Origin of the sequence: Shewanella marisflavi, assembly GCF_002215585.1 — a bacterium.
Taxonomy (GTDB): domain Bacteria; phylum Pseudomonadota; class Gammaproteobacteria; order Enterobacterales; family Shewanellaceae; genus Shewanella; species Shewanella marisflavi.
Genome location: NZ_CP022272.1, coordinates 792,370 through 817,656 on the forward strand (window position 1 = coordinate 792,370; position 25,287 = coordinate 817,656).

The 25,287-nt window shown below is 50.3% G+C and carries 27 protein-coding genes; 18 read left to right on the plus strand and 9 right to left on the minus strand.

Annotated features, from left to right (window positions below):
• Nucleotides 1–109 precede the first annotated feature (109 nt).
• The 3 genes from CFF01_RS03530 to yjjX all read right to left on the minus strand — a co-directional run bounded on the left by CFF01_RS03530 (nucleotide 110) and on the right by yjjX (nucleotide 2,947).
• Nucleotides 110–1,150: an NADP(H)-dependent aldo-keto reductase gene (locus CFF01_RS03530; RefSeq protein WP_088903884.1), complete on the minus strand. Its 1,041-nt coding sequence runs from the start codon at nucleotides 1,148–1,150 to the stop codon at nucleotides 110–112.
• Nucleotides 1,151–1,273: 123 nt separating this feature from the next.
• Nucleotides 1,274–2,242: a bifunctional helix-turn-helix transcriptional regulator/GNAT family N-acetyltransferase gene (locus CFF01_RS03535; protein WP_081953840.1), complete on the minus strand. Its 969-nt coding sequence runs from the start codon at nucleotides 2,240–2,242 to the stop codon at nucleotides 1,274–1,276.
• A 132-nt stretch (nucleotides 2,243–2,374) separates the two neighbouring features.
• Nucleotides 2,375–2,947: an inosine/xanthosine triphosphatase gene (gene yjjX / locus CFF01_RS03540; protein ID WP_088903885.1), complete on the minus strand. Its 573-nt coding sequence runs from the start codon at nucleotides 2,945–2,947 to the stop codon at nucleotides 2,375–2,377.
• 455 nt (nucleotides 2,948–3,402) lie between these two features.
• Between yjjX and CFF01_RS03545 the strand changes: the two genes are divergently transcribed.
• Together CFF01_RS03545 and CFF01_RS03550 are read left to right on the plus strand one after the other, a co-directional pair.
• Nucleotides 3,403–4,674 (plus strand): serine/threonine transporter, encoded by a 1,272-nt coding sequence (locus CFF01_RS03545; protein WP_088903886.1) that lies wholly within the window; start codon nucleotides 3,403–3,405, stop codon nucleotides 4,672–4,674.
• Nucleotides 4,675–4,729: 55 nt separating this feature from the next.
• A complete protein-coding gene (locus tag CFF01_RS03550) occupies nucleotides 4,730–6,097 on the plus strand; it encodes an L-serine ammonia-lyase (protein ID WP_088903887.1) in 1,368 nt (455 codons plus the stop codon).
• 64 nt (nucleotides 6,098–6,161) lie between these two features.
• Here CFF01_RS03550 and CFF01_RS03555 read toward each other — a convergent pair whose 3' ends face one another.
• Nucleotides 6,162–6,605, minus strand: a complete 444-nt coding sequence (locus CFF01_RS03555) for a GNAT family N-acetyltransferase (RefSeq protein WP_033539926.1) — start codon at nucleotides 6,603–6,605, stop codon at nucleotides 6,162–6,164.
• A 142-nt stretch (nucleotides 6,606–6,747) separates the two neighbouring features.
• On the opposite strand from CFF01_RS03555, the gene CFF01_RS03560 reads away from it, so the two are divergent.
• Nucleotides 6,748–7,053 (plus strand): DUF4234 domain-containing protein, encoded by a 306-nt coding sequence (locus CFF01_RS03560; RefSeq protein WP_088903888.1) that lies wholly within the window; start codon nucleotides 6,748–6,750, stop codon nucleotides 7,051–7,053.
• 136 nt (nucleotides 7,054–7,189) lie between these two features.
• Nucleotides 7,190–8,497: a dicarboxylate/amino acid:cation symporter gene (locus CFF01_RS03565; protein ID WP_088903889.1), complete on the plus strand. Its 1,308-nt coding sequence runs from the start codon at nucleotides 7,190–7,192 to the stop codon at nucleotides 8,495–8,497.
• A gap of 59 nt (nucleotides 8,498–8,556) precedes the next feature.
• Here the strand turns inward: CFF01_RS03565 and CFF01_RS03570 are convergent, their stop codons facing one another.
• Nucleotides 8,557–8,970, minus strand: a complete 414-nt coding sequence (locus CFF01_RS03570) for an META domain-containing protein (protein WP_088903890.1) — start codon at nucleotides 8,968–8,970, stop codon at nucleotides 8,557–8,559.
• A gap of 164 nt (nucleotides 8,971–9,134) precedes the next feature.
• Between CFF01_RS03570 and CFF01_RS03575 the strand changes: the two genes are divergently transcribed.
• Nucleotides 9,135–9,344, plus strand: a complete 210-nt coding sequence (locus CFF01_RS03575; protein ID WP_033539930.1) for a hypothetical protein — start codon at nucleotides 9,135–9,137, stop codon at nucleotides 9,342–9,344.
• Here the strand turns inward: CFF01_RS03575 and CFF01_RS03580 are convergent.
• Nucleotides 9,341–10,282 (minus strand): GGDEF domain-containing protein, encoded by a 942-nt coding sequence (locus CFF01_RS03580; RefSeq protein ID WP_033539931.1) that lies wholly within the window; start codon nucleotides 10,280–10,282, stop codon nucleotides 9,341–9,343. The two genes, CFF01_RS03575 and CFF01_RS03580, sit on opposite strands and share 4 nt — an antisense overlap.
• A 280-nt stretch (nucleotides 10,283–10,562) precedes the next feature.
• Nucleotides 10,563–11,519, minus strand: a complete 957-nt coding sequence (locus tag CFF01_RS03585) for a nucleotidyl cyclase domain-containing protein (protein WP_088903891.1) — start codon at nucleotides 11,517–11,519, stop codon at nucleotides 10,563–10,565.
• A 101-nt stretch (nucleotides 11,520–11,620) separates the two neighbouring features.
• Here CFF01_RS03585 and CFF01_RS03590 point away from each other — a divergent pair, with 101 nt between their 5' ends.
• From CFF01_RS03590 to CFF01_RS03620, 7 genes are all read left to right on the plus strand, one after another.
• Nucleotides 11,621–12,211, plus strand: a complete 591-nt coding sequence (locus CFF01_RS03590; RefSeq protein ID WP_088903892.1) for a GNAT family N-acetyltransferase — start codon at nucleotides 11,621–11,623, stop codon at nucleotides 12,209–12,211.
• 2 nt (nucleotides 12,212–12,213) lie between these two features.
• Entirely contained in the window at nucleotides 12,214–12,618 is a 405-nt protein-coding gene (locus CFF01_RS03595; RefSeq protein WP_088903893.1) for a hypothetical protein, read from the plus strand.
• A 42-nt stretch (nucleotides 12,619–12,660) separates the two neighbouring features.
• Nucleotides 12,661–13,053: a VanZ family protein gene (locus CFF01_RS03600; RefSeq protein WP_088903894.1), complete on the plus strand. Its 393-nt coding sequence runs from the start codon at nucleotides 12,661–12,663 to the stop codon at nucleotides 13,051–13,053.
• 78 nt (nucleotides 13,054–13,131) lie between these two features.
• Nucleotides 13,132–13,566 carry a DUF3429 domain-containing protein gene (locus tag CFF01_RS03605; RefSeq protein ID WP_033539936.1) on the plus strand — a complete coding sequence of 145 codons (435 nt, stop codon included), beginning with the start codon at nucleotides 13,132–13,134 and terminating at the stop codon, nucleotides 13,564–13,566.
• Nucleotides 13,563–13,952 (plus strand): thiol-disulfide oxidoreductase DCC family protein, encoded by a 390-nt coding sequence (locus tag CFF01_RS03610; protein WP_088903895.1) that lies wholly within the window; start codon nucleotides 13,563–13,565, stop codon nucleotides 13,950–13,952. The genes CFF01_RS03605 and CFF01_RS03610 overlap by 4 nt, the downstream gene beginning before the upstream one ends.
• Nucleotides 13,949–14,689 carry an SDR family NAD(P)-dependent oxidoreductase gene (locus CFF01_RS03615; RefSeq protein ID WP_088903896.1) on the plus strand — a complete coding sequence of 247 codons (741 nt, stop codon included), beginning with the start codon at nucleotides 13,949–13,951 and terminating at the stop codon, nucleotides 14,687–14,689. Before CFF01_RS03610 ends, CFF01_RS03615 begins: the two co-directional genes overlap by 4 nt.
• Nucleotides 14,683–15,330, plus strand: coding sequence for a flavin reductase family protein (locus CFF01_RS03620; RefSeq protein WP_088903897.1), 648 nt, complete (start codon nucleotides 14,683–14,685; stop codon nucleotides 15,328–15,330). Before CFF01_RS03615 ends, CFF01_RS03620 begins: the two co-directional genes overlap by 7 nt.
• 100 nt (nucleotides 15,331–15,430) lie before the next feature.
• Here CFF01_RS03620 and metK read toward each other — a convergent pair whose 3' ends face one another.
• A complete protein-coding gene (gene metK, locus CFF01_RS03625) occupies nucleotides 15,431–16,582 on the minus strand; it encodes a methionine adenosyltransferase (RefSeq protein ID WP_088903898.1) in 1,152 nt (383 codons plus the stop codon).
• A gap of 464 nt (nucleotides 16,583–17,046) precedes the next feature.
• Between metK and tkt the strand changes: the two genes are divergently transcribed.
• The 6 genes from tkt (at nucleotide 17,047) to CFF01_RS03660 (ending at nucleotide 24,632) form a co-directional block, all read left to right on the plus strand.
• Nucleotides 17,047–19,041, plus strand: a complete 1,995-nt coding sequence (gene tkt, locus CFF01_RS03630; protein ID WP_033539938.1) for a transketolase — start codon at nucleotides 17,047–17,049, stop codon at nucleotides 19,039–19,041.
• A gap of 135 nt (nucleotides 19,042–19,176) precedes the next feature.
• Complete coding sequence (gene epd / locus CFF01_RS03635; protein WP_088903899.1) at nucleotides 19,177–20,193, plus strand: erythrose-4-phosphate dehydrogenase; 1,017 nt, start codon at nucleotides 19,177–19,179, stop codon at nucleotides 20,191–20,193.
• 101 nt (nucleotides 20,194–20,294) lie between these two features.
• Nucleotides 20,295–21,470 carry a phosphoglycerate kinase gene (locus CFF01_RS03640; RefSeq protein ID WP_033539940.1) on the plus strand — a complete coding sequence of 392 codons (1,176 nt, stop codon included), beginning with the start codon at nucleotides 20,295–20,297 and terminating at the stop codon, nucleotides 21,468–21,470.
• A 420-nt stretch (nucleotides 21,471–21,890) separates the two neighbouring features.
• Nucleotides 21,891–22,955 (plus strand): class II fructose-bisphosphate aldolase, encoded by a 1,065-nt coding sequence (fba, locus tag CFF01_RS03650; RefSeq protein WP_033539941.1) that lies wholly within the window; start codon nucleotides 21,891–21,893, stop codon nucleotides 22,953–22,955.
• 223 nt (nucleotides 22,956–23,178) lie between these two features.
• Nucleotides 23,179–23,919: a DUF481 domain-containing protein gene (locus tag CFF01_RS03655; protein WP_033539942.1), complete on the plus strand. Its 741-nt coding sequence runs from the start codon at nucleotides 23,179–23,181 to the stop codon at nucleotides 23,917–23,919.
• 257 nt (nucleotides 23,920–24,176) lie between these two features.
• A complete protein-coding gene (locus tag CFF01_RS03660) occupies nucleotides 24,177–24,632 on the plus strand; it encodes a winged helix-turn-helix domain-containing protein (protein ID WP_088903900.1) in 456 nt (151 codons plus the stop codon).
• A gap of 134 nt (nucleotides 24,633–24,766) precedes the next feature.
• Here CFF01_RS03660 and CFF01_RS03665 read toward each other — a convergent pair whose 3' ends face one another.
• Entirely contained in the window at nucleotides 24,767–25,285 is a 519-nt protein-coding gene (locus CFF01_RS03665; protein ID WP_088903901.1) for a hypothetical protein, read from the minus strand.
• Between the last annotated feature and the right edge of the window lie 2 nt (nucleotides 25,286–25,287).

Sequence of the window (25,287 nt, forward strand, 5' to 3'; positions counted from 1 at the left end):
GTTCCGTTGCGTGGTTCAAACAAAAAAGGCGCTCAGATCTTGGGAGATCTCAGCGCCTATTGCAAGGTGCATTTCGTCTTTTAGGGTTGGCTAGGTCCACAAACCCCTTTTAAGGGCAGGGGATACGGTAGATGTTCGCCAGCTCGTCGATTCTGCCTAGCAGTTCATCGCTCAGGCTAACCGAGGCGCTGTCGATATTCTCTTTGAGCTGCTCGAGGTTGGTTGCCCCTATGATGTTGCTGCCCACGAAGCGGCGGCCGTTAACGAAGGCCAGGGCCATCTGCGCCGGACTCAGGTTAAATTCCCGTGCCAGCTCGACATAGGCCTGGGTGGCATCTAAGGCCATCTGCGAGCCAGTATAGCGGGCGAAGCGCTTGAACAGGGTGAGTCTGGCTCCATCTGGCCATTGGCCGTTTAGGTATTTACCACTCAGGGCACCAAACGCCAGCGGTGAGTAGGCCAACAGAGGTAACTCTTCGCGATGAGCGATCTCTGCCATACCCACTTCAAAGCTGCGATTGAGCAGGTTGTAGGGGTTCTGCACGCTGATGATGCGCGGCAGACCATGTTTTTCCGCCAATTGCAGATACTTCATCAATCCCCAAGGGGTCTCGTTAGACACCCCTATGTAGCGGATCTTACCCGCCTTGATCAGATCGGCCAGGGCCTCGAGAGTATCGACTATGGGGGTGAGCTTCTCCTGGTCACCTTGCTGGTAGAAGAGCTCGCCGAAAAAGTTGGTGTTGCGATCGGGCCAGTGCAGTTGATAGAGATCTATGGTTTCAATCTGCAGACGCTCTAAGGAGTCGTTGACCGCCTGATGTATGTTGCGCCAGTCCAGCGCCATGTTTTGACGAATATAGTCGCTCTTACCGCCTGGCGCGGCCACCTTGGTGGCGATCACTAAATTGTCGCGATTGCCACGTGCCTTGAGGTAGTTGCCAAGTATGCGCTCGGTTTCGCCCTGGGTTTCCGCCTTAGGAGGCACAGGGTACATTTCGGCGGTATCGATAAAGTTGATGCCTTGTCCGATGGCGTAGTCGAGCTGTTCGAAGGCCTCAGCCTGGGTATTCTGTTCACCCCAGGTCATGGTGCCCAGGCAAATTTTACTGACGTCTAAGCTGGAATGGGGGAGTCTAGTATAGTCCATTCAAATCTCCAGAATGCACAAGGATTACCTTTGAGGCTAGCAAGCTTTTTTAGGAAACACTAGATAAATTAACTCATCGTGAAGTAACAAAATATCTCGATGATTTAATTGTAATTTTCCTGGTTAAAGTTTGAGCAGCATAGGCATTTCGCAGGCATCGTGACCCGTGTTACCAAGGGGAGCATCCAGATGTTCGAATCCCAGTTTTTCATATAGCTTAACCGCCTCATGCAAACAGGCGGTAGTTTCAAGATAGCAGAGGCTAAATCCCTGGCGTCTGGCAAATTCAAAGGCCTGCAGCGCCATGCGCTTAGCGAAGCCCTTACCTCTGAGCTTGGGGTCGAAATACATCTTCTGCAGTTCACAGATCTCACTATGGCCGGGTAGGGGAGCGATACCGACGCCGCCCATGACCAAGCCCTTATAATCCACCACCCAGTAGTGCGCCTTGTCGCCTTGGTAGACGCTGTAGAGATCGTCCAGGGTGGGATCGGCGACGCTATAGCCTTTGTCTGGGGTTAAACCATATTCGGCAGAAACGTTACGGATCACCCGGGCAATATGGCGGTTATCTTGTTCTTCAAGGCTTCTGATCTCATAACCTTGCTGGGCGTTCGCCAGCTCTATGGCCCGGGTATATTGGCTGAGGCTGGCTTCGAGCTGGGCGATCTGCTCAAGTGAAAGCTGGGCCAGGATCTCCTGGTACATCTTGTTTTGTTGCTCATTTAAGCGGGTGAGCTGACGTTTGCCCTGAGGGGTCAGCTGGCACAGAGAGCTACGGCTGTCTCTGGGGTTGTTACGGCTCTTGGCAAAGCCCTTTTCGCATAGCTGGCTGACGGCACGGCTGGCGTTGGACTTGTCGATATTCAGCGCCAGCGCCAACTGCTTTATTGAAAGCTCCTGGGAGTCGAGTTCAATCAAGGCGTGGGCCTGCACCGGTGATAGTGGTAGATCGCCGCAGGCTGAGTTGAGCATGCCAAGCTGCCTTACCAATAGCCTGGAGAGGCTACGCAATGAAGAGCAAGTCTGCGGCAGTTCTATAGTCTGTGTGGGAGCTGAATCATCGAGTGTCGAAGGACAAAGTTGAGACATTGTGGCGATCCGAGTGTGCTATTTAGTTGCGGTTTACATCTAACTTAGTCGCCTAAATTTAGAAATGCAAGTTTTTGCTAATGTAGAGTATTTAAGCAGACGCAAGCTGTCGGCGTCTGCTGTTCACTTGGCTTATGCGAAGAGTTCTGGATTGAGTATTGGGGCCATCGCCAGCACGATCGCCTGGGTGTAGACACTCTCTCTGCTGGCCCTACCTTGGGTAAACAGACCGATGGCACCGCCTTTTTGTTTGATATTGACCGTGTTGAACAACCTGTCCATCACATCGCCCAGCTCTTCACCGGTCACCAATGCCTGATAGACCTTGCCCGGCAGTGGTAATTGGGCACTACGTCCTATGCTCAGCTCATTGTTGTGAATGATCGCCATATAGGCATAGGTCGCCGCGCCATGGTCGAACAGATCTACGCCGCCTTCCATCGCAATATAGAGGTCGGCCTTTAGCTGCTCATTCTCCTGTCCCATCTGTGCACAGTAGCGGGCACGGTTGATGGCGCCTTCGCGGGTCTCTTCATCTGTCATCGGCTGCGGCGCAACTCCGGAAGGCGCATGTATTCCCTGGCAGCGGATCTCAGCATCGGGAAACAGCAGCGAGAGCGCCTGACGTGCGGCACCAATTTTGACTGGATTGGTTGAGCCAACTGTGATGCTGATGGTGGATTGATGGGTTAACGCACAGAGCATGGGGTATTCCAAAAGTGAATGAAACGACAGGGCGCTATTTTGCCACAAAGTAACATTTGATGCATGGCAGTGGCGAGTCGGTGGCAAGGGGAGATGCTTAACCTATTGAGTCGGGTCTATAGGGCTAATGGCCCGTTTCTAATGGGGTTGCGTAAGAGGTCGCTCTAAATACCGTCTGGTGAACAATTGTAAAAAGGGTAGCGCGGATGTGAGCTTTTGGTTCGCTTTGGTTATCGCTAGATTGCCTTTGTGAAAATTTACAACGGAATAATTTGGACCTAGTTCACAAACTCGGTTTATTCTGAAATTTCATTACAAAATGAGGCGCCAGATCAATTTATCTCGGGGTCGCTGCTATATGCTGAGCGCGAATTTTAGTCGTACTTTCCGGGTTGAAAGCTTGCTCGGCGGGGCGTCGAAACACTCGAATGCTAAAGCATCGATAAGGTCAATTTATGCAAAACGAAGCGACAATCTCTGACGTTAATATTACCCAGCGCCCTGGCTGGACACGTAATGACACTACCTGGATGTTGAGCCTATTTGGCACCGCAGTGGGTGCCGGTATTCTGTTTCTGCCAATTAATGCCGGTATGGGGGGATTTTGGCCCCTGGTATTGATGGCGTTGATCATCGGGCCTATGACCTACCTGGCCCATAGAGGTTTATCTCGTTTCGTCTGTTCTTCTCAACGACAGGGCAGTGACATTACCCATGTAGTAGAGGAGTATTTTGGTGTCGGCGCCGGTAAGGCGATCACCTTACTCTATTTCTTTGCCATCTATCCCATAGTGTTGATCTACGGTGTGGGAATTACTAATACCGTCGACAGTTTTATCGTTAACCAGTTGGGAATGGCCTCACCACCACGCTTCCTGTTATCGGGTATTCTGGTACTGGGTATGATGTCTGTGATGGTGTCTGGTGAGAAATTTATGCTTAAGGTCACCCAGCTGCTGGTCTATCCGCTGGTGGGGATCCTGGCCTTTATGTCTCTCTATCTGATCCCAAGTTGGAAGATGGACGCCCTGATGGAAGTGCCTGCGACAGGCGAGTTTCTGGGCACAGTGTGGTTGACCATCCCAGTGTTGGTGTTTGCCTTTAACCACTCGCCGGCGATTTCTCAGTTCTCGGTATCACTCAAGAAGCAGTATGGTAATCAAGCTGCTAAGAAGGCCGATGTGATTTTGCGTAACACCAGCATGATGTTGGTGGGTTTCGTGATGCTGTTTGTCTTCTCATGCGTGCTGTCATTAAGCCCGGCGCAGTTGGCCGAAGCCAAGTCTCAAAATCTGCCGATCCTCTCTTATCTGGCCAACGTGCATGCCAGTGGTTTTGTAAGCTATTTTGGCCCCATCATTGCCGTGATCGCTATCGTCTCCTCTTTCTTTGGCCACTATCTGGGCGCCACAGAAGGTCTTAAGGGGATCATCACTAAGCAGCTGCGTAGCAGTAAGAAAGATCTATCCGATGCCAAGATCGACAAGTTTATTTTGGGCTTTATGTTCCTGACTATCTGGGGTGTCGCAGTGATCAACCCCAGCATCTTGGGCATGATTGAAGCTCTGGGTGGCCCTATTATTGCCGCCATTCTTTACCTTATGCCTATGTATGCGGTCTATAAGGTGCCTGCGCTGAAGGCTTATCGTGGCCGTATCAGCAACATCTTGGTGATCCTCGCAGGTCTGCTGGCAATGACCGCCATACTGTTTGGCATGCTCTCTTAATTAGCTCTCATCTGCGCGGTGTTTTGGCACCGCGCGATTGATGGTGGAAACAACTATGGTTAGCGCATTTGATATTTTTAAGATAGGTGTGGGTCCCTCCAGCTCACACACTGTCGGGCCGATGAAGGCCGCCAAAGGTTTTGTTGACGACCTGCGTCAGCGTGGAGAATTGCTGAATATTACCAGCGTCAAGGTCGACATTTATGGCTCCCTGTCGCTGACGGGTAAAGGGCACCATACCGATAGCGCCATCATCATGGGGCTGGCGGGTAACAGCCCTGAGACAGTGGATATCGATCTGACTCCTGAATTTATTCGCCAGGTGGCAATGACCTCTTGTTTACCGCTGGGCAGCGAGGGTCACGGGGTGGATTTCCCACCCGAGGCCGTGGTGTTTCACCCTGAGGCGCTGGCACTGCATGAAAACGGCATGACGCTAAGCGCTTTTGTTGGTCAGCTGTGTGTCTATAAAAAGACTTACTATTCCATTGGCGGTGGCTTTATTGTCGATGAAGAGCACTTTGGCCTGACGGCGGCTAACGAAGTGATCTTGCCTTACCCCTTCGCCGATGCGAGCGAGCTGTTGGCGCTGTGCCAAGAGACTGGCATGAGCATCAGTGCCATCATGATGGCGAACGAGAAGGTGCTGCATAGTGAGGCTCATATTGCCGAAGGCTTCGAGGCGATTTGGCTAACCATGAAGGAGGCCATAGAGCGAGGTTGTCAGACCGAAGGTGTGTTGGCCGGTCCGCTAAGAGTACCACGTCGCGCCCCCGCGCTATTTCGTCAGCTGGTGAGCAATGAGCGTCTGTCGTCTGATCCCATGATGATCGTCGATTGGATCAATATGTTTGCTCTGGCGGTAAGCGAAGAAAATGCCGCTGGTGGCCGGGTGGTGACCTCTCCCACCAACGGCGCTGCGGGGATCATTCCTGCGGTGCTGGCTTATTTCGATAAGTTTATCCAGCCAGTGGGGCCGAAGGAATACACTCGCTACTTCCTCGCCGCCGCAGCGATTGGTGGTTTGTATAAACGTAACGCCTCTATTTCTGGTGCCGAAGTGGGGTGCCAGGGCGAGGTAGGAGTGGCTTGTTCTATGGCCGCTGCCGGGTTGGCGGAGCTGATGGGAGGAAATCCTGCTCAGGTCTGTATCGCCGCCGAGATAGGTATGGAGCACAACCTGGGGCTGACCTGTGACCCGGTTGCCGGGCAGGTGCAGGTACCTTGTATCGAGCGCAACGCGATTGCCTCGGTGAAGGCGATTAACTCGGCCCGTATGGCGATGCGTCGTAACAGTGAGCCTAAGGTGAGCCTGGATAAGGTGATCGCGACTATGTATGAAACCGGTAAAGATATGCATGTGAAATACCGGGAAACCAGTCAGGGTGGTCTGGCGATTAAGGTGACCAGTATTTGTGCTTAAGCCAAATACTTACCAGAATGAAAAAAACGCCCGTCAGGGCGTTTTTTTATTGGGATGAATTGACCTACTTTTCCTCATACATCAGGTAGTAGCTCTGTTTCATGCCTAGGGCCTCATAGGTCTGCTGCGCCTTGCTGTTCTCTTGCTCCACATAGAGCCTGAAACTGGCTGCGCCGCCGTTTTCTTCGGCGATCTTCTTAACGGATTGATACAGTTTGGCGTAGATCCCCTGGCGACGGTTTTGCGGGCGGATATAGACGCTCTGGATCCAGTAGTAATCTTTGGCGCGCCAGTCGCTCCACTCAAAAGTGACCATGAGCGAGCCTAAGATCTCGCCTGCTTCTTCAGCCACCAGGTAAAACCCCCGGGCAGGGTTTTCCAGAAGTGTCTGTACCCCTTGGGTCAGCGTGGCTTGGTCTAGCTCAAGGCCTTCGGTTTCGTTGGCCATGGCCTGATTAAATTGTACCAGTGCGTTGAGATCAGATTGTTGGCCTTTTCTTATTTGCATTATCGCCTCCTTCAAATTTGGCCATACTCTAGCATGCTTCATGGCTAAGCCAAGGCAGAATTTTTTCGATTGGCCCTTAGACTAAAGTCTAACTCTGCTATGCTTTTAAGATGGGTCAGCTAAGTGGCTATGGGGTGGGGAGATGAGTGATTCTGAACAGCAAAATGTTAATAAACTCAATCCAAATCAGCGGGATAAGTTGGAGCTTAGTCGAGAACAGGAAGCGGTAAGTCACCTACTACATTTTCTGCTTACCTTGGCGACCTTTGGCCTGTGGGGATTGGTATGGTGGTATTTAATTCTGAAAGCTCAGGGAAAAGCTGAGCAACTGTTTCATGGTTTTGACGATGCCTATTGGAGCCATCTTATCGAGCGTGAGCAGCCTCCCGCCGCCTTACATACCTTCAGGGTCGATGCGAAACAGGAATCTGTCTATTTCGAGGCCTGATGGGCTCTCCCTTGATGTGAATCACAGCATGTTACGCTTTTATCTGCTATCATCGCCGTCCAATTTGCGTCTGCGTCACGCGCGTCTTTCATGACGGCGGCAAGGGCTATCACTCTCGCGATTCAAGGTTATTAACATGCGTCAACAATCCCCTTCTTGGCTAGGCCGTGCCTGGTCTGGCTGGATGTCTGTGCCTCTTTGGCTACAAATTCTTATCGGTATGCTGCTGGGTATCTGCACTGGCCTGGGCCTGGGCGAACAAGCTGTAATGCTTAAGCCCATAGGTACGCTTTTTGTCAACACCATCAAGATGTTGATCGTCCCCTTAGTGTTCTGCTCCCTCATAGTGGGGGTCACCTCTATGCAGGATACTGCCAAGATGGGCCGCATCGGTTTTAAGTCGTTTGCCTTCTATCTGGGTACTACCTCTATCGCCATCACGTTAGGTCTGGCCGTGGGCTACATCATGCAGCCTGGTGCTGGTCTGGGAATGACCTCGGAGGTGGCCAGTGGCGCAGTAAAAGAGGTGCCTTCTATCATGGAGACACTGATCAATATCGTGCCCACCAATCCAATTGCCGCCCTGGCCAGTGGTCAGATTTTGCAGGTGATCGTCTTTGCCGTTGCCTTAGGGATCGCCCTGGTGTTGATTGGCGATCATGGTAAGCCGGCGATCAAGGTGTTTGAGAGCCTAGCTGAGGCGATGTACAAGCTGACCGATATGATCATGAAACTGGCACCTTATGGGGTGTTTGGTCTCATGGCCTGGGTGGCCGGCCAATACGGCGTGGATATGTTGATGCCGCTGATTAAGGTGATCCTGGCAGTCTACATCGGCTGTGCTCTGCATATTATCGGCTTCTATAGCTTAGTGCTGACCTTTGTTGCCAAGCTTAATCCTATGCAGTTTTTCAAGGGCATTCGCAGCGCCTTGGCGGTGGCTTACACCACCTCAAGCAGCGCAGGTACCCTGCCAGCCAGTATGAAGTGCGCCAGCGAGTCCTTGGGGGTCAATAAGAAGATCTCCAGTTTCGTGTTGCCCCTGGGTACTACGATTAACATGGACGGTACCGCATTATATCAAGGGGTCACGGCGCTATTTGTGGCTCAGGCCTTCGGTATCGATCTGACCTGGGTCGACTATATCACCATTATATTGACAGCGACCCTGGCCTCTATCGGCACCGCGGGTGTGCCTGGTGCCGGTCTGGTGATGTTGACGCTGGTGTTAACCACAGTTGGTTTACCGCTGGAAGGGGTCGCTATTATAGCGGGTATCGACCGTATCTTGGATATGGCACGTACCGTAGTGAACGTCTCCGGTGACCTAGTCGCCACCACAGTGATTGCCAAATCAGAAGATGAGCTGAATCTGGAACACTATAACGCCGATGCCGAGCGTAGTCAGCTGATGGCCGAGCAGCTGGACAAACAAACGAGTTAATAAATTGGAATAATAAAAAACCGCCGAAATGGCGGTTTTTTATTGCAGCCAGATAAGGATTATTGCTTGCTAAGTACCAGCACTGTGTTGCCGTCGGCGTCGCTGAGCATCAGCTTACCTTTGGTTAATGTACCTTGAGTCACCATAGACATAGACTGCATCACCTTCTGTTCTTGCTGCATCAAGGCGTCAACACAGGCCTTCATGGTGTTGCCAGCGGGGGAGAGGGTTAAGCTGCGACCATCGAGTTGGTATTGACCGAAAAACTGATTGCAGCTGTTGTTGCCGCTGAGTGCACCATCTGCGGCGAAGACAAGCTGCGCCGGGCTATAGTCGATCACTGGTTTGCCTTGGGTGGCTTCGATGTGCCAGGTGCCTAGAATATCAAGATCTTCGTTGTCGAGAATGGAGACACTTTGACAGGCTGATAAACCGAGTAGTGCGATTGCAATAAAAATACACTTTTTAAACATGGGAGAGATTCCAAAACAGCGAGAAGAATATTTTGACAAGCTTAAGGCCAATTAAAAAGCCCTTTTTAGGGTTTTTCCATGATATTTTGTTCATGATAAGCTGCTTCTGCTGTCGTTAAGATAAGGCCGATATCTTTGTGTCGAACAAGAGGAAAGATAAAGTGATGATGACCGGATTGAAAATTGCCCACTGGTTAGGCGTGATCATGGTGCTGGCGGGGCTGGGGATCTATGGTCTTACTCAGTGGACTGAGCAGATCCAAGGGATTCTGCTCGTTTCTAGCTTGATCGGGCTGGGACTCGTAATGATGTCACCTTTCCCCATCGTAATGTTTATTCAATGGGCAAAGGCGCAGGAATCTGACCAGGCCTAAGCCGTGTAGTTCTTTTGCTGGCGAATCACACTGGCCTGTAGGTTCTGCCTTGCGGCTTCTACCATAGGTTCTATCGCCAAATGGGTGTTAGGCGTGAAGAAACTGACACCGATCGCGATCTCAGCTTTTATCTCCTCTTTGGCAATCTGCTTGAGTAACCTCTTCGTCAAGGCATCCAGATTGGCCTGGTTATCGACAAAGGCCAAAATGGCAAACAGTCCATCCTCGATGCGGGCAGATACGTCGGCGTCACGCATATTATGATGAATCACCCGCGCCAGTTGTCGCAGCCCCTGACTCTGTTCTAACGTCCCTTTGTATTGGGTCAGATCCTGAAGCAATACGATACCCGCGTGAGAACCGAAGCGGCGACTCAGGCTTAGCTGCCTTGGTGCCATCAGGTTAAAGCCATAGGGGTTGAGCATGCAGGTAAGATCGTCCTGTACCGACATCATCTGGATCTGCTGCATTAAAAACAGATGCTTAAGTTCAGACTGGATCAGCGCCTTGCTGTTTTCCAGTAACGGCAATAAGCGCCTAAAATGTTTGGTGCGTTGGCTGTCACAGATCAATATGACGCCGAAAGGTTGACCATCTGACCAGTAGAGAGGCAAGGCAAGTAGCTGTGAAAATTGCGCTAAGTGGCTCTTACTGTCTTGGCTGCTGGTGAACTGCAGCAGACCATAACCCGTATGGGCGCTCAGCGCCTGGGTCAGGCTGGCATCGTGAAATAGAGTGCCGGCGTAGAGGTTGAGATCGGTATCTTGGCGACTACAGACAACCTGGTATTCGCCTTCGATATGTTGCAGGACGATACAGGCCTTAGACTGATAAAATTCGTTAAGTAGATCAACTTGTTGCTGCCAACGTGGCAGTGTAATGGCAGGATGCCCAGATTCTCTGAGCCAAAGGCTGGTTTCGGCGCATTGTAATAGCATAGTATTGCTCTCTTATTGTTATTATTAAATTGCAGAACTCGCTAGGTGCGGTGCATCAAACGAAAGTCTGACAGCACAAACTGTTTACATCATACTCAAAAATCATATGTTGTGAGAATGTAAATTTTCAAATTTGCGAACAAAATCTGCTTTTTATCTCCTTTTAGTACAATTTAACCTGTCATTTGTTCGGTTTCTCAGGCTTTGTGCAGACAGTGAAACTGCTAACGACACCTATACCCAAATCGACACAAAGAGCCCTAAAGCTAAATAACAGGGCTTATTTTACTTGCACCTCATCTTGAGTTGTCTGCTGTGATTTTAGCTGCTGTTTAGCCTTTTCCAACATGGGCGCTAACTTGGCCGAGGAGTCGGGAGAGAAGAAGGAGTGGCCAGCGTCGAGCTTTAGCCTATCGTTTTGCTGTAGCAGTAACTTTTCGACCCTGCGGCTGATATGGTTCAGATCTCGTTCTGCGTCGACAAATACCAGTACAACAAATTGGCTATGGCTGTAATGGGCGGCAATATCGGCAGTCCGTATAGTGTCTTGAATGATGTTGCCCAGCAATCGAATGTGTTTGTCTTCTATCTTGTCGATCAGCGGTGGGTTGGGATAAAGCTCGAAAAATAAGATGCCGGCATGGGCGCCAAAACGTCGGCCTAAGTTAAGCTGGCGGGGGGCCATCATGATAAATCCATAGTGGTTTAACATGCCGGTATCGCGATCGCGCATCGATAGTGACTCTATGCGCTGACTTTGGCACAGGAGTGCCAGATCTTGTTGCAGCAGGATCTGGAAGGGTTCCAGCATAAAGGCATTGGCGTTGGCCGTTTCGCTATTAGCCGGGTTGACCACAACGAGGCAACCAAAGATGGTACCGTCTGGCCAAAGGATTGGGCGTGATAACAGATTGCTGGCGGTGGCGAGATCCTTAGGCAGTTCGGCATTGGATTCCTGGCTCAGGCTGATGCTCACCCCTTCTGGCTGACTGTTGGACATCCGGGTGAAAATATCAAACTTTTCATTGTATAAGGTGCCGGAGATGAACTTACGAGTGTCGTTAATGGAGCTGACGATGACCTCAAAACCCAGGTCAGTCTGCTGGGCGACAAAGGCGACGTCGGCTTCGAAGTAACGCTTCATCAGCTCACATTGATGCATCCACCTGACTAAGTTGATTTGTGTATTATCGTTTTCAAGTATACTCACACCCGTATGAATGTTTTCCGGCAGCATGATCGACCCTAAGCTATTGGTGTTTCAGGTTTGTTAAGTTTGGTAGTCGATCTGATAATTTGCAAATAACCCAACAAATAAAGGGGATATCATTGGGACACATGGACCAAGAGAGTGAACTCTTGATTCGGCAGGCCAGCGCCGCCGATCTCGCTGCCATTACCGCCTTAGAGGCCAGTCAGTGGCAAGCCGAGTTGGCTCCCGAGCAGCGAGGCGAGCTGATGAGCGGACAACAATTTAGTGTCCAGTCGCTTAGTGCTCTTATCAGCGACCACTATATTGTCGTGGCCCAGCATAAGGGGAAGATTGTCGGCTATGTGATTGCCGGCAGTTGGGCGTTTTTTGCGGCTTGGCCCATTTATCGTCGTCTGCTGAAAAATTTAACTGACCATAGCCTGGCTGGCCAGCCTCTGAGTGTCGATAACAGCTGCCAATATGGCCCCATCTGGATCGCGCCAGCCTATCGCGGCGCAGGGCTTTTTGCCGATATGGTCGCCAAGCTTAAGGCATTGGTTAAGCCTCAGTATTCCTTTATGTTGACCTTTATCGCCGAGGATAATGAGCGCTCTTTTGCTGCCCATACTCATAAGGCCGAGATGCAGGTGCTGGATTTTTTTGACTTCGACGACCGCGGCTATTATCTGTTAGCCACATCGACTCAGGCAGATAGCGCGAGCAGTGTAGGAGGGTAAAAGTGACAAGAGAAACAAGAGTGGCAAAGCCTAACTCAGAGCCAGTGCCTAACCCAGAGACTGTGCCTGAGATCGCCCCTGAACTCGCTCAGCGCCTTGCACCATACGCCGCGGTGCAACTGAGCGCCTTTGATAACCTTAAGCTGTTAACCGCGTTGGCAACGCAAGCTGAGCTTGATTGTGAATCTATTGAGTTGCATCGTGATGGCCGGGCGTTTTACGCGTTGAACTGGCAGGAGTGCTGGCTTGATTGCGGTTATAGCAATGACTACGCCGCCAAGATTACTCCCATGTGTGCGCCAAGCGAGCAGATGTTAGCTGTGGCCAGGAAGGTCGAGGTGCCAGTGCTAAACGCGCAGCAACTGAGCTTCATGTGTATGGAATATAGTCATTTTGATCACTGCTAATCTAATTAACTTTAAGCTTTTTCAGCGGATTGTGATTGTCTTATGGTGAAATTATTTGCCGGCTTAAGTGTGCTATTTAGTCTGTTTCTGGGCTGGATTATTTTCAGCGCCAGCACTGGGCAGTCTAATCTGTTTTTTGAGCTCGTGAAGCGAGTGCCTTATGGCGATAAGTGGGGCCACTTGTTGCTGTTTGGCACCCTGACACTCTTGGTTAACTTGGGTACCAATTTCAGGCGAGTTTATCTTGGTGGCTTTAAGCCCTATTTAGGTGCGATTGCTGTTGCCGTTTTCGTCTTCATCGAAGAGTGTAGCCAGGCGTACTTGCCGCAACGCACCTTTGACCTGTTTGATTTATTTGCCGATGCCTTGGGGATATTCTTATTTAGCTGGCTTAGCTATCTGATTGAAATGAAAACTAAAACCCTTATCCGTTAGTTGCCCCTGTCACCTAAGATGATCCCAACGCCTGCTTAATGCGTAATATCTTTAAATTCCCTTAAGCAGAGTGCGTCTATGTCCAAAACTTATTCTATGTTGGGGTATGCAGGGTTACTCCCCTTTATTTTGTCTACCTGCTTAATGCTGACGGGGTTGACCTTCTTCAGCCTAGACCCTTTTATGCTGTTCACCACCTACAGCGCGATTATTCTCTCGTTTTTAGCGGGCACCTTGTGGGGACGAGAGAGCTGCAAAGTTCACTATCTCACTGAGGATAAGCTCCTGATCATCAGCAATGTGGTCAGTGTCGCCGCTTGGGTCGCTATCGTCGTCAATCATCTTTATGTCTCGCTGCTGATATTGAGCGTGGGCTACCTAGTGGTCTACCTGAAAGACAGGCAGCAGTGGCGGGAAAAAACCTTATCCGATGAATATATTCAATTACGCACTCGGCTAACGGCTGTGGCAGTGCTATGTCATCTGATCATATTGGGGGCCGCTATATCATGAAACTACGTATTTTTTATGACAGTCAGTGTCCTCTATGCGCTGCAGAGATGGCTAAGCTCAAACGTTGTGACACTGAAGATGTGATTGAACTGGCAGATTTGGCAAGCGATGACTTTTCGGCCAAGTACCCACATATCGATGCCAAGTACGCTAATGAGATATTGCATGGTGAAACCGAAAATGGCGAATTGCTCACGGGTCTAGACGTCACCTATCTTGCGTGGGCGCTGGTGGGGAAAAAACATTACGTGGCGCCTCTAACCTGGCCAGTGATTAAACCTGTCGCAGACTTCCTGTACTTAAAATTTGCGAAGCATAGATATAAGGTGTCCTATCTGCTAACAGGCAAAAAACGCTGCGAAAGCGGTCAGTGTGGTTTGTCATGAAACCGGTAGTGACCCAAGCAGTAAACGGTGAAGGGGTGTCTGTCATCATAGGCGCCAATAGCGCTATCGCCCAGGCGTTAATTCAACGGCTGTTATTGCAAGGACCTGTGATTGCTATCAGCCGCCGACCCCTAGGCGTGATTGCCGAAGGGCTTGAATCCCTGCAGTGTGATTACAGTGAAGATGCGATATCCACCTTAGTTAACGAGCTAGCAACGAGGCAGCTGGTTATTAGTAGTGTGTTTATTTTTAACGGCATCTTGCATCAAGCGAGCATTAAGCCCGAGAAACGGCTCGAAGATTTAAGCGTAGAAGCGATGAATACCCTGTTTCAGATTAATACCGTCACGCCTATGCTATGGCTGAAACATCTGATGCCCCTGGTCAAAGGCGATAAAAAATGTGTGGTCGCGGTAATGAGCGCACGTATCGGTAGTATTAGTGATAATCGCCTCGGTGGTTGGTATAGCTATCGTGCATCTAAGGCTGCGCTGAATATGTTGCTGCAAACGTCAGCCGTTGAGTATGCCCGCCGCGCCAAGAATGTTGTCATTTTGGCATTTCATCCTGGTACAACCGACACACCCCTGTCCAAACCCTTCCAGCAAAATGTCGACAAAGAAAAACTCTTTTCAACCGAATTTGTTGCTGAGAGATTGTTAGCGGTGGCCCAAACCGTGACGCCTTCTGCGGAGGCTTACTTTATTGATTGGAATGGTGATTCAATTTTATGGTAAATCGAACCGTGCATATCGACCAAAACCAGTTAGCTGAGATGGAGCAGCGTTATCGAGCGCATCTGGTCAATAGTTTGTCTGGCTTTAAGAGTGCCAATCTCATAGGCACTATCAATGAGTCGGGGCAAACCAACTTAGCCATTGTCAGTTCTGTGTTTCACTTAGGCGCAGACCCAGCCTTAGTCGGATTTATCAGTCGGCCTAACTCAGTGGCGCGAGATACCTTGAGTAATATTATCGCTACGGGCAGCTATACCATTAATCAGGTCAATAGTGATATTTGGCAACAGGCTCATCAAGCATCTGCTCGCTATGAGCCGCAGCAGTGTGAGTTTGCAGAGGTCGGGTTAACTCCAGAGTATTATCAGGAGGTGCAGGCGCCCTTTGTGGCCCAAAGCCGATTAAAGTACGGCGTTAAGCTCGAGAGCTATCAGAGGATCGAACTGAATCAAACCTTGCTGGTGATTGGCAGTATTACCGATATATTGCTTGATGATGTGGCGCTCAAAAATGATGGCAGCATCGATATCGAGCAGCTCAATAGCGTTTGTGTATCAGGGCTTGATTGTTATCACCGCACCGAGCGGTTAGGCAGGCTCAGTTATGCAAAGCCAGGTAAGCCATCAACGCTTATCGATTAGCGGCTGCGCTGATAAAGGTGAGAAGCGGTCAGCAGGGGGGAATTACGCGAGTACCGACATAAAAAAACCGCCATGTAGGCGGTTTTTTTATTAAAGCGAATTACAGCTTAGCGTCTGCGCGCAGCGCTTCAGCTTTGTCGGTGCGCTCCCAAGGGAACTCGTTACGACCGAAGTGACCGTAAGCAGCGGTTGCCTTGTAGATAGGACGCGCCAGATCAAGCATCTCGGTCAGGCCGTATGGGCGCAGGTCGAAGTGCTGACGTACTAAGCCGATTAACACCTCTTCTGACACCTTACCGGTACCGAAGGTTTCAACGCTGATAGAGGTTGGCTCTGCCACACCGATAGCGTAAGAAACTTGAATCTCACAGCGATCTGCCAGACCAGCAGCGACTATGTTCTTGGCTACATAACGAGCCGCATAGGCCGCGCTGCGGTCAACTTTTGACGGGTCTTTACCCGAGAAAGCGCCGCCGCCGTGACGAGCCATGCCGCCGTAGGTATCAACGATGATCTTACGACCTGTCAGGCCACAGTCGCCCATAGGGCCACCGATAACGAAACGACCAGTTGGGTTGATGAAGAACTTGGTCTCTTTGTTCAACCACTGTGCTGGTAGTACAGGCTTGATGATGGTTTCCATCACGCCTTCGATCAAATCAGCTTGCTTAACACTGTCACAATGCTGAGTAGAGAGTACCACCGCGTCGATGCCGACGATCTTGTTGTCTTCGTAGGCGAACGTCACCTGGCTCTTGGCATCTGGACGCAACCAAGGCAGGGTGTTGTCTTTACGTACTTCAGACTGACGCTTCACCAATGCATGTGCATAGGTGATAGGGGCTGGCATGAGTACGTCGGTTTCGTTGCTGGCATAACCAAACATCAAACCTTGGTCACCTGCGCCTTGCTCTTTAGGATCGGCGCGATCAACACCTTGGTTGATGTCAGGTGATTGCTTACCAATGGCGTTCAGTACCGCACAAGAGTCGGCATCGAAGCCCATGTCTGAGTGGGTGTAACCGATCTCGCGAACCGTCTTACGGGTTAGCTCTTCGATATCAACCCATGCAGAAGTGGTCACCTCGCCACCTACCATCACCATTCCGGTTTTGACGTATGTTTCGCACGCAACACGTGCCTTTGGATCTTGCTCTAAGATCGCGTCGAGTACCGCATCAGAAATTTGATCGGCGATTTTATCTGGATGACCTTCTGAGACCGACTCAGAGGTAAACAAGTGCTTTGCCATAATGGAAAAATCTCGTCTTTAAACAATTTGAATGTGTAGAAGTATCTACATCTAGACGGCCATTTTAGTGGAAATCAGATCGGATAACACCCTTTTCAGTAAAAATTGTGGAGTAAAACCGGGTAAATATTCTAATGCCTGGGATGAGTTAATCTATTTTTGTTGTCTAAGGTTATGTTATTTATAGCCTTTAGTTGCTTTATCTAACTTTAAACTATCTTATTTCGATACGGGCGAGATTGCGCGGGTGATCAAATCTGCCTGGCTTGGTGTGGTCAATCTTATTCCGTTAGCCCCAGTAAAGGGTAAATAGCGGCGGACCCTAGGTGGGGGAAATTAGCGGCTATATGGATTTAATCTAAGGGAATCGGTGAATTTTATTTGCGTCCCATCCGCGAGTAGGGGAAAATATGCCCCCAATTATTGCCCGCAAAATCCCCAACATAAAATCAGCAGGAGAGAGCATGTCATCTCGTAAAGAACTCGCAAACGCTATCCGTGTGTTAAGTATGGATGCCGTTCAAAAAGCCAACTCTGGTCACCCAGGTGCCCCAATGGGAATGGCTGATATCGCTGAAGTGCTTTGGAATGACTTCCTTAAGCACAACCCGAATAACCCAGAGTGGGTCGATCGCGATCGTTTCATCCTATCTAACGGTCACGGTTCAATGCTGATTTACTCTCTGCTGCACCTAACAGGTTATGCATTGCCAATCGAAGAGCTGAAGAGCTTCCGTCAATTGCATTCTAAGACGCCGGGTCACCCAGAATATGGTTACACCCCAGGTGTTGAAACCACCACAGGTCCTCTAGGCGCAGGTATCAGCAACGCCGTGGGTATGGCGATTGCCGAGAAGACACTGGCGGCGCAATTTAACCGCCCGGGTCATGATATCGTCGATCACTTCACCTACTGCTTCCTGGGCGATGGCTGTCTGATGGAAGGTATCTCTCACGAAGCATGTTCACTGGCGGGCACACTAGGTCTTGGCAAGCTGATTGCGTTTTGGGATGACAACGGTATCTCTATCGATGGTCATGTTGAGGGCTGGTTTACTGACGACACGGCTAAGCGTTTCGAATCTTACGGCTGGCATGTGATCGCCGGTGTTGATGGTCATGACAGCGACGCGATTCGCGCGGCTATCGAAGAGGCTAAGTCAGTTACCGACAAGCCAAGCATGATCTGCTGCAAAACGGTTATCGGTTTCGGTTCGCCAAACAAGTCTGGTAGCCACGACTGTCACGGCGCGCCACTGGGTGATGCGGAAATTGCCGCGGCACGTGAGTTCCTGGGTTGGGAGCACGCACCGTTCGAGATCCCAGAAAACGTTTATGCAGGTTGGGATGCTAAAGAAGTGGGCGCGGCTAACGAGTCTGCCTGGAATGAGAAGCTGGCCGCTTACGAGGCTGCCTACCCAGAACTGGCTGCAGAATATAAGCGCCGCGTGATCACTGGTGAACTGCCAGCCGATTTCGAAGAAAAAGCACAGGCATTCATCAAAGAGTGTCAAGAGAAGGGCGAAAGCATTGCTAGCCGTAAGGCGTCACAAAACGCTATCGGTGCCTTCGGTGCCATCCTACCTGAACTGCTCGGCGGTTCGGCTGACCTGGCAGGTTCTAACCTGACTCTATGGTCTGGTTCTAAGGGCATTCAGGAAGATCCAGCGGGTAACTACATCTACTACGGTGTACGTGAATTCGGCATGAGCGGCATCATGAACGGTATCTCGCTGCACGGTGGTTTCATCAACTATGGCGCAACCTTCATGATGTTCATGGAGTATGCACGTAACGCGGTACGTATGTCAGCGCTGATGGGCATTCAAAACATCTTCGTTTACACCCATGACTCTATCGGTCAGGGTGAAGATGGCCCGACTCACCAACCGGTTGAGCAGCTGGCTAACCTGCGCATGACACCAAACATGATGGTATGGCGTCCATGTGATGCGGCTGAAACGGCTGTGGCTTGGAAGATGGCTATCGAACGTCGTAAGGCGCCGACCTCTCTGATCTTCAGCCGTCAAGGTCTGCCTGCACAGGCACGCACCGATGAGCAACTGGCTAACATCGCCAAGGGTGGTTACGTGATGCAAGACTGTGCCGGTACGCCAGATCTTATCCTGATCGCAACCGGTAGCGAGATGCAGTTAGCACTGGATTCAGCCAAGGCGCTGACCGAGCAAGGTAAGGCGGTACGTGTAGTGTCTCTGCCATCGACCGACGTGTTCGACGCACAAGATGCGGCTTACAAAGAGTCTGTATTGCCTAAGTCTGTTACTAAGCGTGTGGCTATTGAAGCGGCTCACGTGGATTACTGGCACAAGTATGTTGGTTTCGACGGCGCGGTTGTGGGCATGACCACCTTCGGTGAGTCTGCACCAGGCGGCGATCTGATGAAGCACTTCGGTTTCACCGTTGACAATGTTGTAGCCAAGGCAAACGCCATTTTATAAGGCCTAGTGCCACCCAAAAGGCATAGGGCAAGCAGTTGCTCTATGCCATGATGACCCGGCTTATCGATAACGATAGGCCGTTGTCGCATTCAGGAATGCCTATCTCAGGACGGTGTTAGGAGTAGAAGCACTTAAATGATTAAAGTTGCTATTAATGGTTATGGCCGAATTGGTCGCTCGATTCTTCGTGCCCTCTATGAGTCTGGCAAGCGGGATAAGATCCAGATTGTCGCCATTAATGAACTCGCCAAACCCGAAGCCATGCTTCACCTCACCCAATACGATACCACCCATGGTCGCTTTCAATCTTCCGCGTCACTCGACGACAATGTGATGACTATCGGGGACGACCGTATCTTATTAATCCATGAGCCCGATGCTGAAAAGCTGCCCTGGCAATCTCTGGATGTCGATATCGTGTTCGAGGCCACTGGTGCCCTTATCGATCGCCAGGCCTGTGAGGCTCATATCAAGGCGGGGGCAAAGCAGGTATTGATCAGCCACCCTTCATCGAGCGATGTGGATGCCACCATAGTCTATGGCGTGAATCATCAAGATCTCATGGCCGAGCACCAAATCGTCTCTAACGCCTCCTGCACCACCAATTGTTTAGTGCCTATCATTCAGGTGCTTGATCGCGCCTTTAAGGTACATAGTGGTGCTATTACCACGATTCACTCGGCTATGAACGATCAGCAGGTGATCGACGCCTATCATGATGACCTCAGACGTACCCGTGCGGCGGGACAATCTATCATTCCGGTAGATACCAAGCTGGCCAGAGGAATTGAGCGCATTCTGCCTGAGATGAAGGATAAGTTTGAGGCGATATCTGTGCGCGTGCCAACAATTAATGTGACGGCAATTGACTTATCGGTCACCTTAGATAAACGTGTCGATATCGATACAGTGAACCAGGTATTATCTCAAGCGGCAAATGGCTCATACCAAGGGGTTGTAGGCTATACTAATGCGCCATTGGTATCGTGCGATTTTAATCATGATCCCAGATCCAGTATCGTCGATGGCACCCAGACGCGGGTGAGCGACGGCCATCTGGTCAAATTGCTCTTGTGGTGTGACAACGAGTGGGGCTTTGCCAACCGTATGTTGGACACCAGTTTAGAGATGATAAAGGCCGTCAGAGCCTGATTTTAAAGTTTTTAACCCATGGCCGGTGAAGCGTCCTGGCGGTGGGTTACTCAGTTTTGCTTTAACTTTTACTTTTAACTTTACACTTAAGGAAACGTGAAATGGCGATTATCAATATGTCAGCGTTAGATCTTCAGGGCAAGCGTGTGCTTATCCGTGAAGACCTCAATGTTCCGGTAAGCAATGGTGTGGTGACCAGCGATGCGCGTCTGCGTGCCTCTTTGCCGACCATCAAGCTGGCGCTGGAAAAAGGCGCGGCCGTGATGGTGATGTCTCACTTAGGCCGTCCGACCGAAGGCGAATACAACAGCGAATTCTCTATGCAGCCTGTTGTGGATTACCTGGACAAAGCGCTGGATTGCCCGGTACGTCTGGCTAAAGACTATCTCGACGGTGTAGAAGCCAATGTCGGCGAAGTCGTGGTATTTGAGAACGTACGCTTCAACGTGGGTGAGAAGAAGAACGACGAGGCGCTAGCTAAGAAGCTTGCGGCCCTGTGTGATGTATATGTGATGGATGCCTTCGGCACCGCGCATCGCGCCCAGGCTTCGACTCATGGCGTTGGTCTGTATGCCCCTGTGGCTTGTGCTGGTCCTCTTCTGGCCGGTGAGCTGGAAGCCCTGGGTAAGGCGATGGATAATCCGGCGCGTCCGCTGGTGGCTATCGTGGGTGGTTCTAAGGTATCAACCAAGCTGACTGTACTAGAGAGCCTCTCAGGTATTGTCGATCAGCTAGTGGTTGGTGGCGGTATCGCTAACACCTTTATTGCGGCTGCTGGCCACAACGTAGGTAAGTCGCTCTATGAAGCAGACCTTATCGATGAAGCCAAGCGTCTGGTCGCCAATGCCCAGAGTCGTGGCGGTGACATCCCTGTGCCAACTGACGTTGTCGTTGCTGGCGAGTTCAGCCCAACGGCGAGCGCAACCCTTAAGGCGGTCGATCAGGTCGCGGATGAAGATATGATCTTCGACATCGGCCCAGATAGCGCAGAAGCCCTGGCTGAGATCCTCAAGAGCGCTGGTACCATCGTCTGGAATGGCCCTGTGGGTGTGTTCGAGTTCGACCAATTCGGTGAAGGCACCAAGCGTATCGCCCAGGCGATCGCCGAGTCATCAGCCTTCTCTATTGCCGGCGGTGGTGACACCCTAGCGGCAGTGGACAAGTATGGTATTGCCGACAAGGTCTCTTACATCTCTACCGGTGGTGGTGCCTTCCTGGAGTTCCTGGAAGGTAAGGAACTGCCTGCTGTAGCTATGCTGGAAAGCCGCGGCGAATAAGTAAAAAATAACTAGGGTCTGTTTATCTTTCAGGTTTAATTTTTGTTCAATCTAAACGCGTATTGCTCGCGGCGTAAGCAATGTTGCATAGCGAGCTATGTGAATTGCGCACAACAAAGAGTAGGGCGCGTTTAGATGAACCCTTCGGGCAGCGTTTGTAGGAGATTTCTACGGCGTTATCACCCGCTCGTGTAGAATAGCTACACCACACGGGTTCTGCCTTGCATAAATTGCCTGCAAACTACTGCAAAAACAAACAGGAAAGGTTGACAGACCCTAATATTATTATAAGAAACCGCCGACGGTTAAGGCGCACAGGATGCATGCACTGACTGTCGGTATCAAAATCTGTCCAAACGATAGTGACCTCGGTGGCTGAGCGGGTACTGCCCGAACACCACCCTATTATTGGAGTTAAAAATGGCCTTAATTTCCCTACGTCAACTGCTAGATCATGCCGCAGAGCATGGATATGGCGTTCCCGCATTCAACGTGAACAACCTGGAGCAGATGCGCGCCATCATGCAGGCGGCAGAAGCTACTGACAGCCCTGTGATTGTTCAGGCATCAGCCGGTGCACGTAAGTATGCCCGTCCTCAGTTCCTTAAGTATCTGATGGCGGCAGCACTTGAGCAGTACCCAGATATCCCTGTGTGTATCCACCAGGATCACGGTACTCATCCTGACGTATGTCAGCGTTCTATTCAGCTGGGTATGTCATCTGTGATGATGGACGGCTCTCTGATGGCTGATGGTAAGACACCTGCGTCTTACGAGTACAACGTTGACGTGACTCGTAAAACGGTTGCCTTTGCTCACGCCTGTGGTGTGTCGGTTGAGGGTGAGATCGGTTGTCTGGGTAGCCTGGAAACTGGACAAGCCGGTGAAGAAGATGGTGTTGGCGCGGAAGGTATCCTGAGCGAAGAGCAACTGCTCACTACGCCAGAAGAAGCGGCGCGTTTCGTTGCCGATACTCACGTTGATGCACTGGCCATTGCTATCGGTACCAGCCACGGTGCTTACAAGTTTAGCCGCAAGCCTACCGGTGATGTGCTGCGTATCGACCGTATCAAAGAGATCCACGCCCGTATTCCAAACACTCACCTGGTAATGCACGGTTCATCTTCTGTGCCACAAGAGTGGCTGGAAGTGATCAACCAATATGGTGGCGCTATCCCTGAAACTTATGGCGTGCCACTGGAAGAGATCGTTGAAGGTATCAAGCACGGTGTGCGTAAAGTTAACATCGATACTGACCTGCGTCTGGCTTCTACCGGTGCAGTACGTAAGTTCCTGGCTGAGAACCCAAGCGAATTCGATCCACGTAAGTTCCTGAAAGCTTCTATGGACGCGATGGCGGATATCTGTACCGTACGCTACGAAGCCTTCGGTGCGGCAGGCATGGCCTCTAAGATCAAGCCTAAGTCGCTGCAAGCCATGTATAAGGCTTACCAGTCTGGTGAATTAGATCCACAAGTGAACTAATCTGCTTCACATGAAAGAGCCCACCTTCTTGGTGGGCTTTTTTTTGCTTAATGTAAGCCGAACAAGACAAGCTAGAGTCACGCTGAAGGTAGGATTTACGCTTCTTTTTGGTACTTTCGGTAGTTCAATTTGCTGAAAAGGCAAGTGCAATTGTCATTTCTGTGTGCTGGATGTTAATATTGCGCCAATTTTTAAGGGACTTGGAACTATAGGTAAATCGATAATGAAAAAATTGCTGACAGCTACGGCTATCCTGATGGCAGCCCCCTTTGCAGCGCACGCGGGTGCCGATTTTGTTAAGGGTGACAGAACCTTTGCGGCAGATGCTGAAGTGGGTGCGACAGTGACCACAGGTAATACTGAGACGACTTCGCTTAAAGGGCGTCTGGATATGAAGCATGAGCTGGGTAACTGGGAAAACCAATACCTGCTAGAAGCCCTCTATAAAGAAGATAGTGGTGAAGAGACAGGTAAGCGCTACTACGGTCTGGTGCAGGGTAACTATAAGTTCAGCGATATCAATTATATGTTTGCCAACGCTAACCATGAGATAGACCCTTTCACTGGTTTCGACTCAAAGTCGACAGTATCAGTGGGTTATGGTCATAAGTTTGTCGATACCGAAAAGACAACCTTTGCCATCGAAGTGGGTCCGGGTTTCCAGTACAAGCGTCTGGACGATGTGAGCGCCGCTGAAGCGGGTTATGACACCGAAGAGAGCTGGGTGGCGCACGGGGTGATTAACTTTGAAACAGAGATCACCGACAACTCTAAATTCAAGCAGCTATTTGTCGCTGACTATGGTGAAAGCCTGGAAGGACGTTCAGAGACATCTATCACAGCTAACATTGTGGGTGCTCTGGCGATGAAATTTGCTGTGATCGTGCGTTATAACAGCGAACCGCTGGATGACAAGAAGAGTACAGATACAGAAACCAATATGACCTTGTTGTATTCATTCTAATATACTGATCTTATGCATAAAAAAATGGCGCCCTAAAGGGCGCCTTTTTTTTGAGCAAAACTCAGGCTGAATACAGGCTTAACCCAAGTCTAATCAGGCTTAAATCTGTATCTGGATGTATCATAATTATTCAGTTATTTTAATGAGTTATGTGCTTTTAGTCACGAAAGTTACCCCGCTTAAATGTCACACTGTAGGCCTAGGTTGCTTAGGCACCCCGAGATAAATAGTTGTACTCGTTAGTGTGAGAATTTTTAATGCAGATAGGTAGCTGTTGGTTTGATCCGTCGCAATCGACCCTATCAAACCAGGACAATGACACCAGTTGGCGTATGCCATGTGCGGAGTTTGCCGTACTCAAATTATTGACGAATCACAGAGGTCAGGTGCTGTCCCATGCCGAGCTGCTGGCGGCGCTGCCCGCTGAGGAGGCAAATATGGCCCGTCTCGTTCAGGCGATTGATCGCATTCGCTTCTTTTTAGGAACCCCCTCTGGCAAGTTACTGGAGTCCATCGATAATCAGGGCTACATACTGCATCATAAGCTTTCGCCTAATCTTGATTTAGTGGGGAGTGGCCCCACAAAACGTATGACTAACCAGCAGTATATCCTGTTGATTTCTCAGTTATTACTGCTAATTCTGCTCGTTTATTCTGTGTTTGAGCCTTTCAATTATCTTCCTGCTTTAAGAGAGTTTATCCGCGAGCAATAACCTCACCTCGCTTTGTTTTTGCTAGCCTTGCTTTGGCCGGTTCAGCGCTATTTTGTGTGCGTGTTGAACTTTGTCTATGGGACATAAAAAAAGGGCCACACACTAGGTGATGGCCCCCAAAGTGGTGCAGTGGGTTAAGTGGAGGGGAGCAGAACCAGTTCGTTGGTCGCCTTGGCACCTTTGATCTCTATGGCAACTTTAAATTCTTCAACCGAACCAGGAGCGGTATTGGCATCCCAGTCTAGATCGGTTGCACTAAAGCTGTATTGGCCATTATCTGTTTCTTCTAGCATGCCCTGGCAGTCGCCAGCGGCGCTATCGCATTGATAGCTTTGCGTCACGTGCCAATGTTTCCAAGCCTTGGCATTGCTTGACTTTGATTCGCCATCAGGGAAACCAAAGTAGACGATGTTGTAATCTTTGGCATTGGTAATCGCCAAGCCATCATCATCTTTCAGGGCAAAGCTCAGGGTGCCTGTCTCGCCGTCAAATTCGGCCAGAGTCAGGTTGATGGCCAAGGCCTCACCGGCATCTATGGTGACTGGTGGAGGCGGAATGATCACACCGCCGTCATCGTCATCATTGTCGTCACTACCGCAACCGCCGCACATTAGCAGTGTTGCTAATAGAGCTGTTAATAACTTCTCATTCATGA